Below are 9,980 nucleotides of genomic sequence, written 5' to 3'. Positions count from 1 at the left end.
ATGTATAATATTCTCATGGTATTCACCTCACATTGCTAAATATATGTAAGGGAATAAAAGATAATTCAATTTTATTAGAAAGGAGAGTATAATGATTCTTCGATATATCTGTAAGTTGCTGGCAGCAGGTATATGTTTTGTGCTGATTGCATTCGGTATTATTTCATTATATTTTTACTATCAGGAGAAACCTAAGGCTGACATACGGCTGCCGGCATTACCAATTGTACTCAGTGAGACCAGACTGCTTGTCATTGCGCCTCATTGTGATGATGAAACCCTCGGGTGTGCGGGTATTATGCACGATGTACTTGCTGGTGGTGGTCAGGTTAAGGTCGTTGTCATGACCAATGGTGATGGCTTTACTCTTGCTGTAAAGGAACAATTTCACCGGCTGTTTCTTACTAGCTCAGACTACATTCAATCTGGATATGATCGACAGGCTGAAACCTATCACGCCTTACTCTGTCTGGGTTTGCTGGAGAATCAGCTTGAGTTTCTGGGGTACCCTGACCGGGGTCTTAGGGCCTTGTGGGCGGATAACTGGGATAGTAGTCAGCCCTACAGATCCAGATATACCTACAGTGATCATTCCCCTTATACGAACAGCTATCAGCAAAATGCCCCATATGCCGGAGAAGCCGTGTTAGACAACCTCGGTCAGGTTATTCGTGATTTCAAACCAACCCTGATCTTATCACCCCATCCTGCTGACGAGCATCAAGATCATTCTGCAACCTGGGCTTTTGTAGCTGCTGCTTTTGTCCGGTTTATTGACAGTGGAATATCACCCAAACCTGCATTATATACTTATTTGGTTCATCGTGGTGATTTTCCAATACCTCATGGATACAGAACTGAGGAAGTGCTGCTGCCGCCAAGACCATTGCAAAGCGCTTATAATCAATGGAAGACATACGTAATAGACGCTGGCACTGAATATATTAAAGAGCAATCTGTCAAAGCATATGTAAGCCAACTGCGGGTTCCAATTATGTCAAGCCTGCTGAATAGTTTCATTAGGAAAAATGAGTTGTTTGAAGAGGTTCTGATTCCGGTCGTTAAGCAGGAGGTAACAGCGGTCGAGCTATCTGACTTAAATGCATGGCGAAATAAGGAGCCAATTTTAATTACAGCACGAGGGGTTAATCCGATTGGCGTACTGGAGCATACTGCAAATATTATAGATATAAAGGGTGCTCTGCAGGATAAGACCATATGGCTGCGGTTTAAGATCCCGGATTTTGCTACAACGCATGTGAGATATGATGTGTCAATTGTGGAGTTCAGTGTCCGGCAGAACAAGCTCCAGCGGGAAAAGAAACAATTTTATTTCAGCGCGGTAGCTACGAATTTACTGCCGGATAATATCATTCGGTTTCAAGATGATGTAATCATAAAAATTCCTTACCCCCAACAAGGGTTACCGGAGTATTTTTTTATTCAGGTATTGACTAAAGACAGGCTTGGAGCAGTCAGTAATCAGACTGTGTGGCAACCAGTACTGCTACAACATGCTTTAGAGTATTAATAATTCATAATAAAGTGGTTATGGTTTGTTAGCGGAGGATGTATAATAAGGAATATGGTTATTCAAAAGAAAAGTAATGGTACCAGCTCCCTCTTAAAAGGAACGCTGGCGTTGGCGGTAGCCGGAGTGATTGTAAAAGTCATAGGATCATTAAACTGGATTATTCTTTCCCGGGTTTTAGGTGGAGAGGGAATCGGTCTGTATCAGATGGCTTTTCCGATTTATCTTCTTGCTCTTAGCTTGTCTTCAGCCGGTCTTCCAGTAGCTATTTCAATTATTATAGCCGAAAAGGCAGCCCTCCGGGATTTCCGGGGGGCTAATCGTGTTTTTTACTTATCCCTGACAATACTGGCCATTTCGGGGCTATTCTTGAGCATGGGTGTCTATTTTGGCGCTGGCTGGCTGATTGAGCACCAGATTATCAGAGATGCCAGAGCCTATCCTGCCATTTTAGCACTGGCTCCTGCTATTTTTCTTGTTACCATCTTGTCAAGCTTCCGCGGATATTTGCAAGGCTGGCAGCAAATGGTGCCGACAGCTGTATCCCAGATTGTTGAACAATTATTTCGCGTTGGTGCTATGTTGCTTTTTGCAGCGTTGATGTTGCCGCAGGGGATTGAATATGCAGCAGGCGGTGCTAGCATGGGGGCGGGTGTGGGGGCAGCTGCCGGGTTGGTTGTGCTCATTTATTACTACTTTAAATTACAGCGTACTTTGCCTGACAATAATTTCAAGGCTAAGGATTTTATGCCTGAAAGCGATGTGAGTCTATTATATCGCCTGACGAGGTTGGCATTGCCGGTGTCGCTGTCAAGTATCATGTTGCCTTTGGTATCTAACATAGACCTCTTTATCGTACCTCTTAGGTTAGAAGAGGCTGGCTATACAGTAGAACAAGCCACCGAATTGTTCGGATACCTGACAGGTATGGCGGTGCCGCTCGTAAATCTTGCGACACTGGTTACGGCAGCTTTGGCCACAAGCCTGGTACCTGCAATGGCCGAAGCGCAGTCAGCGGGTAACAAGCAGCAAATTAATTACCGGACTGCTGCAGCCATAAGGCTAACCAACCTGGTAACAATTCCTGCTGCAGTGGGGTTGGCAATTCTGGCCATACCAGTGGCAACTGTCGTGTATCATGCGCCTCAGGCCGGGCCGGTAGTCCAGGTTGTGGCTTTCGGGGTGTATCTACTGGGTGTTCATCAGGTGACAACAAGTATTTTGCAAGGTATAGGTCATACCGCTTTACCATTAGTTAACATGGGGATTGCGGCGGTGGTAAAAATAGTACTTAATTGGAATCTGACTGCATTGCCCGGGCTTGGTATTCTCGGGGCCGGTTGGGCTACCAATGCTGATATTGGCGTGGCTGCTGTACTTAATTTAGCGTTTGTTTATCACTATACTGGATTTCGTATGGAGTTTAACGGGTTGGCTAAGATTATGCTGGCCACTGCTGTGATGGGGGTTGCGTTATATACAGTAAACGGCATTCTTTCTCATCATGCAGGTGGAATGCTAACAATAATAGTTGATATGATTGTTGCGGCCGGGGTGTATGGAATTGTTTTATTGCTAATGAAAGAACTGACCGAACAAGACCTAAAACGGGTGCCGATTATAGGCAATTATTTGGTCCGCGCTTTGACTTTATGCGGGTTTTACAGAAGCTAGGTTTCAGGCCAGGGAAGTGCATGGGTTACAGCATAAAAAAAGACACAACCACCGTCCCCTCGTCTTGCCCCAAGCAGACAAAACAAAACCTCTTGCAGTGATATTACTGCAAGAGGTTTTATGATATAGTGGTTACTTCGCATCTGCCATCGACCGAAGATCTGCACAAACATGATATAGTTCTGAAACCATGGTGGTGATTGACTGGACCGCAGTGCTTTGATTGCCTGTTATAGTGGTTGTTTGTTGAGTGTTTTTGATTACTGCCTCCATAGATTCTTTTAATTGTTGCAGCATTGTTTTAATATCCTTGGCAGACTGGTTACTTTGATCTGATAGTTTGCGTACTTCTTCCGCAACTACACTAAAGCCACGTCCGTGTTCGCCCGCTCTGGCTGATTCTATAGCAGCGTTTAGTCCTAACAAATTGGTCTGACTGGCAATTTGTTGAATGGTAGTAATAATTTCACCGGTATTATTAACATCGGTGGAGGCTTTGGCAGAAAGTGCGGCCACTTTTTGCATTGTGGCTGAAAACTCTTGTTGACCAAGCTCTAGTTTTTTTACAGTTTCTGCAATTGTAGTTATTGAATCACTTGCCCGGATGGCTTGGCTACGCAGGCTATCCTTGTTCTCTTTATTTTGTAACTCCATCCGCACTAATCCGGCAGCAATTTTTACTACGGGTTTGATGATTTCCGGATTACCTGTTATACCAAATGACCCGATACGTTTACCCTGAAAATCTACCGGCAGATTGACACCCGCCTTAATACGTCCAGCCGATTTTTCCTCATCCTCTGTAGTAATAACAATCTGGTCAAGCTTTTCTGCAAGGATTCTCTGGGAGCCGCTGTGGGTTGAGCCGATTCTAGACGTTACTTTAGCTGCAATAATCTGACCGGTATCATTACAGACAATAGAAGAGAAGCCTGTTTCATCATAAATAAAATTAATAATTCGATTGGCAACTTCAACGTCCAATGAGCAACACCTCCAAAATTATCAACACTTTACTAGAGTAGAAGGGGGATAGTACAGTTGCCTTTGTGAGAATTGACCAGATTCATATAGATTGATTTGTTATATAATTTGACAAAAGGCTGGACTATCCTTGTCCATTTTTAGATTATTTGCAATAATTTATAGAGGGTTTTTAGCGATTATGTTACATAACATTAAAAATAAGCATAAGATAAAATAAAAGTGTTGAAGGAGCACATCTTATGTATCCTAAATACCCTAATTATGATAAAAAGAAAAAGTGCACAGAGCAACCGATCTCTTTTCCACCACAGCATCAGGACGTTCAACCTGGTTTGGAATATCTGATGATCCCGCCTCCGATATCGGAGAACTATGAGTATCACGGTAGTGGCAAACTGGATGGACAGGTAGCAATTATTACTGGCGGCGATAGTGGAATTGGGAGGGCGGCAGCAATAGCCTTTGCGAAAGAGGGTGCAGATGTCACTATTGTTTATTTGTATGAGCACCGGGATGCAAAGGCCACTAAGGATCGCATTGAAGAGATCGGGCAAAGATGTTTGGCGATTGCTGGTGATTTGAGGGACGAGGAGGTTTCTTGTCAGGTAGTTGAAAAAACCATTGATAGGTTTGGCAGGATCAATATCCTTGTTAATAATCACGGGGTGCAATTTCCCCAATGCAGTATTATGGATATTACCGCCGAACAGCTGGATAATACATTTCGAACTAACATATATGGATTTTTTTATATGACCAAGGCGGTTTTGCCCCATTTATCACCCGGCAGTGCAATTATTAATACTGCATCGGTAACTGCGTATGAGGGTAGTCAATACCTAATCGACTATTCGGCCACCAAGGGTGCGATTGTTAGCTTTACCCGTTCGTTGTCACTCTCACTGGCTGAGCGTGAAATTCGTGTAAATGCCGTCGCCCCGGGACCGATCTGGACCCCGCTGCAGCCCTCTAGCTGGCCGGCTGGGTACATCGCGACATTTGGCACAGATACACCGATGAAGCGGGCGGGGCAGCCGTTTGAGCTGGCACCGACCTATGTATATCTTGCCTCTGAGGATTCACGTTTTGTTTCAGGACAGGTATTGCATGTAAATGGCGGGGTTATGACAGAATCCTAAGTTTCTGCCCTGCAGTTACACTAGTTAAATTTATCAGGATACAAATTGACGGCAATCTTTTCAATGGCATCAATAGTTCGGATGCCGCCGTTGTTTACCGTGAAAAACGGCAGATTAATGATATTGCCATTTTGGATGGCCCGCATACCTCTCAACTCTGATAGTGCCTGTAAGCTGTTTATTGCTTCCTCATTACTAAGATCTTCGGCAAAATTGTTTTTATTAACAGAAACAAAGATAATAAAATCCGGATCAAAAGCCAACACTTTTTCCGCACCGACAAATGAAGTTTTGTTTTCACAAAGATTGATACCACCGGCAAGTTCGACCATGTGACTAATTAAATACTGGCTGTCATAGAGCGAAAAAGTGCTATTAAAATGATCCTGCAGAATAAGGACTGTTTTTTTTCGGGGTAAGTCTTTGACCAAACTTTCAACTTTAGCTACACGGGTTTTGAAGTTCTGAATATATGGACCGGTAACAGGCTGAATATCAAAAATTCTGCCGATATCTTCAATATTACTGTAAACCGTGGTTTCTAGTGTTGGCTTAGTTTTTAATAGTGTGCTTGACAGAATAAATGTACCTACGTTCCGGGCTTGCCAGGATTTAACCTCGCCCATACCGGTAGGCGAAAATTGTTGGCTCCAGCCGATAATCATATCAGGCTGCAATTCCAGCAAAGCCTCTTCTGATGGCATATACGGGGCCTTCAGGACATTGAGCCTGCTATATTTCTCGGCAATCCTGGAGGCAGGGCTTCCATAAGGGGCGATAGTAGCCAAAATCCGGGACTCCAGCCCCAGGTCCAATAAAAGCTCAGTGGCCCCGGGATGCGTAACAATCACTCTTTCCGGGGTTTTATGATAGGTAAAGTCAATTTTATTTTCAACATAATCATAATTGGTTATCGTAACAGGATATGCTGTTGAACCGGTCTGAACCGGCGAAGTTCTGGTCACAGTTTGATTTGAGCCGCAAGCTGTAGCCAGCAATATAAAGACGATGCTCAAAGCAATCCCTATGCATTTATGCCTGTCCATCATTTAGCCCCTCCAATGATTGCTGGTAAGCAGGAATATGTACATCCACAGACTTTTTCTTACTGACCGCCAAAATTAAATGACTGCTTAACCAGTATATACATGAAAAAAGGAGCGCCAACCAGCGCCGTAAGAATACCGATCGGCAATTCGCCGCTTGGTAAAATTGTACGTGCCAGAACATCGGCCCAAATCAGGAAAATTGACCCTACCAGGATCGTTCCTGGTAGTAAACGCCGGTGATCTGCTCCGATTACACCCCGGACAACATGCGGAACAACTAAACCAACAAAACCGAAAATACCGCAGGCAGCAACAATTAACCCGGTGACTAAAGCCGTGATGATCAGATAGAGCCGGCGGACTTTACCCAGATCAATGCCCAGAGAAATTGCTGCTTCCTCTCCCAGCAACAAAGTGTTCAAGGTGCGGAACTGACTGAGAAAAAAAATACAGCATATCCCAACACCGGCTATGGGGAGTGCCAGGTTATCCCACTTGGCTGCAGCCAGCGACCCCATTGTCCAGAAGGTGACACTGCGCATACCTTCGGCATTGCTGGAGATATAAATAATAAAATTGGTAAAGGCAATAAATAAAGCACTGGCGATCGAACCGGCCAGCACCATTTTTACGGTAGAGGCCCGTCCACCGATGCTGGATAAGGTTATTACAAACAGTGAGGCCCCCAAAGCACCCATAAAAGCCCATACGGCTGTACCTAAGCCAAACAGCATCCCGGCTAAGCCGCCAAGCAAGATGGAAAAAGTTGCACCAAGCGACGCTCCTGCAGATATTCCCAGGATGTAAGGCTCTGCCAGGGGATTTTGCACGGCTGCCTGCATCACTACCCCGCACACCGCCAGCCCTGCACCGACAACGGCTGACATGATCACGCGCGGCAGACGGATTTCCCAGATAATATCCATATGCGCCAAAGATGCCTGTTCGGCAATATGATTAATATTTAAGTGAAATAGCTTGTACAAGATAATACGATAAGCCTCATTGGCTGAAATCTTCGCTGATCCCAGACTTACCGCAATCAATATGGAGATTAGCGCAATAGCAGCTAAAAAAGTCAGCACTAAAACAAAATTTCGCTGTTTTTGAATGATACCGTCAGGTTGAGCTAAAGAGTGCATTTTACTTTGTCCCATGTAGTTTGTATCTCCCTGGCTAAATTCTTGGTTTGTCAAATCCGTACTACCTGATTAACTGAAATAGATTATCATTATCATTTTAACCCTTACGCTTCATTTAGAAAATACTATTTTTCATAAATCACTCAAAAAACTGACATGCACTGCCCGCTAATGCCACTGAGCAGTGCATGTCTTGAGAGAATTTCCGTTACATCCGGTGTTCCATGCCAATAAAGAAGTTGCGTCCTGCCATCGGGTAAGAGCCAGGCTTATACCAAACATTGCCAATTAATTCATAGGCTTCATTTGTTAGGTTGTAGGCATTTGCATAAATACGGGTAGTTGGAGTGATTTGATAGTTAACAGTCATGTCCATTGTCAGATAAGATTTAGAGGTGAATTTTTCTAAACTGCGGTTGGTTGCTGCCCTCAGTGTGAGCCCCGCATCCCATTTGTCCTGATTGTAGTTAAACCCTAAGTGATAGCCGTTCGGTTGACTGTTCTTGGGATCATCATAGTAGTTAGTGCTATTGGCGGTAGTTTTTATTTGAGCATATGAGTAGCCGGCCGTCACATCCCATTGTGGCGACAATGTCTTGTTTAAGGTAATATCCAGTCCCTGCCTTTTTTCCCGGTCAACGTTTTCATAATATCCAGGATCGGGCCAGAGTGATTTCCATTGTATTGCATTTTTCAGATGGCTGCTGTATACGCTGGTTTGTAGTTTTGTGCCATCGCCCAGTTCAGTATTAAGCCCAATTGTGACCGTATTGCCTTCCTCCGGCTTAAGGTCCGAATTGCCGACCCAATAGATTGTATTGCTGAATAGCTGCGCAACTGTTGGGTTTCGGACATATTGTCCCCAGGAGGCGTAAATGTTAGTGGTTGCGTTAATTTCCCGGTTTATCGACAAGCGTGAGGTTGTATTATCGCCAACAATGCTTTGATCATCATAGCGGGTGCCAACGGTAAGCAGCCATTTGCTGGGGAGACGCCAGCTATTTTCCAGAAAAACAGATTTAGTGGAAACACCCCTGTTAATAGTGTCTTGATCATCCAAATGCTCTTTAAGCCAGCTAGCGCCGCCCACTAGGGTCTGCTTTTCACTTAGCTTCCAGTTTTGCTGCCATTCGACCCCATTGGCGTAGAGGTCATAGCTATATGGGCTAACCCCATCTGTTTTTACCAATGATTTATAAAGTGTTCCGGTCGAGGTGTTGCGATAAACCCGTACAAAATTGCCTGCTCCGCTGTCTTGGTTCCAACGGTAGGTTAATGCAAGATTGTTGCTTGTAAGATCCTGCCGCCCTTCTGGATTTGCAGCATTGCCATCCTCCATCAAGGCTGCGCCAAAGCCTGTCTGATCATTTGTATGCTCCCATTGCAAGGAGATATCCTTACCGTTGCCTAGTTCTTTATCAAGACGCAGAGTCATTAAGTCCTGGTCCAGCTGACTTGCAGCATGTGTTTTGTTTTTTCCTGTATTTGCCTCTTTATATTCGAAATTATCCCGCTTTTTTTGTTCGGCGGTAAAGAAATAACTGATATCATCTGTTTTGCCTTCTGTGGTGAGATTATAACGCTTAAAGCCCCAATTGCCAAACTCAGAGGCAATTGAAGTACGGTTACCTTCGGCTTTTTTGGTGATAATGTTAACTACCCCACCGACAGCATCACTGCCATATAGGGATGATCCGGGTCCGCGTAAAATTTCTATGCGTTCTATATTTTTTACCGATATACCATCAATATTTACTACATGGTCGTTGCCACTAAACATCAGGTGCGGCCAATTCATTTTACGGCCATCAACGAGTACTAAGACCCGGTCATCACCGTTGAGGACAGGAAATGCACCAAAACTGGTTGAGCCTGTATTGATATTATTATCGCGTAAAACATCCGATATCCGTGTAAAGCCGCCCTTTTCAATTGTCTCGCCGGTTATGACGGTAACGTTGGCGGCAACTTCTGTTGCTTTTACAGGAATACGGTTGGCAGTGACAACATATTCATCAAAATTATATTCCTGTTCGGCCTCCTCTGCCGAAGCCAGTCCGGTCATTCCGAACAGTAATGCACTACTGATTAGTGAGCATAATATTTTCTTCTGTTTGCTGTTAATCATAATCTTCCCCTTCCCAGATAGGTTGCTCACTGCTTACACACTATAATGTAGCAGTTATTTGCCATTTAGCAATCGATAATTTATCATTTATGTATTCTCTGAGTTTTGATTGACTGATGACAGTCAGTCGGTAGCGGCATTAATCTATTATTTTTTTATTCATATCACCACTCCTAACAAATTTGGCGTTCCCAATCATTTAATTTGCCTAATGGACTTACAAGTAACACCTCAAATTATCATTTTGAGGGGACTGCAACCATAATAAACCAGGCGCTTTGCATAAATAGTACGGAATAACATTTTATATGACTGACAACAGTCATATAA

The 9,980-nt window shown here is 43.9% G+C and carries 7 protein-coding genes; 3 read left to right on the top strand and 4 right to left on the bottom strand.

Annotation, left to right across the window (positions count from 1 at the left end; genetic code table 11):
- Window positions 1–91 precede the first annotated feature (91 nt).
- Both VN379_RS12125 and VN379_RS12120 read left to right on the top strand, forming a co-directional pair.
- Window positions 92–1,531, top strand: a complete 1,440-nt coding sequence (locus VN379_RS12125) for a PIG-L family deacetylase (RefSeq protein WP_325534165.1) — start codon at window positions 92–94, stop codon at window positions 1,529–1,531.
- 54 nt (window positions 1,532–1,585) lie between these two features.
- The gene (locus VN379_RS12120) at window positions 1,586–3,205 is read left to right on the top strand and encodes a polysaccharide biosynthesis protein (RefSeq protein ID WP_325534163.1); all 1,620 of its coding nucleotides are present in this window, start codon (window positions 1,586–1,588) and stop codon (window positions 3,203–3,205) included.
- 132 nt (window positions 3,206–3,337) lie between these two features.
- Here the strand turns inward: VN379_RS12120 and VN379_RS12115 are convergent, their stop codons facing one another.
- On the bottom strand, window positions 3,338–4,189 hold the full coding sequence (locus VN379_RS12115; protein WP_325534162.1) for a methyl-accepting chemotaxis protein: 852 nt from the start codon (window positions 4,187–4,189) through the stop codon (window positions 3,338–3,340).
- A 242-nt stretch (window positions 4,190–4,431) separates the two neighbouring features.
- On the opposite strand from VN379_RS12115, the gene VN379_RS12110 reads away from it, so the two are divergent.
- Window positions 4,432–5,331: an SDR family oxidoreductase gene (locus VN379_RS12110; RefSeq protein WP_325534160.1), complete on the top strand. Its 900-nt coding sequence runs from the start codon at window positions 4,432–4,434 to the stop codon at window positions 5,329–5,331.
- A gap of 20 nt (window positions 5,332–5,351) precedes the next feature.
- On the opposite strand, the gene VN379_RS12105 is transcribed toward VN379_RS12110, so the two are convergent.
- The 3 genes from VN379_RS12105 to VN379_RS12095 all read right to left on the bottom strand — a co-directional run bounded on the left by VN379_RS12105 (window position 5,352) and on the right by VN379_RS12095 (window position 9,650).
- Window positions 5,352–6,380, bottom strand: a complete 1,029-nt coding sequence (locus VN379_RS12105; protein WP_325534158.1) for an ABC transporter substrate-binding protein — start codon at window positions 6,378–6,380, stop codon at window positions 5,352–5,354.
- A 56-nt stretch (window positions 6,381–6,436) separates the two neighbouring features.
- On the bottom strand, window positions 6,437–7,537 hold the full coding sequence (locus tag VN379_RS12100) for an iron ABC transporter permease (RefSeq protein WP_325534156.1): 1,101 nt from the start codon (window positions 7,535–7,537) through the stop codon (window positions 6,437–6,439).
- 193 nt (window positions 7,538–7,730) lie between these two features.
- Entirely contained in the window at window positions 7,731–9,650 is a 1,920-nt protein-coding gene (locus VN379_RS12095) for a TonB-dependent receptor (protein WP_325534154.1), read from the bottom strand.
- Window positions 9,651–9,980 lie beyond the last annotated feature (330 nt).

Source organism: Sporomusa sp. (assembly GCF_035561255.1).
Lineage (GTDB): Bacteria > Bacillota > Negativicutes > Sporomusales > Sporomusaceae > Sporomusa.
Note: the sequence above shows the minus strand (reverse complement) of the source record. Positions and strands in the feature narration are given on the sequence as shown.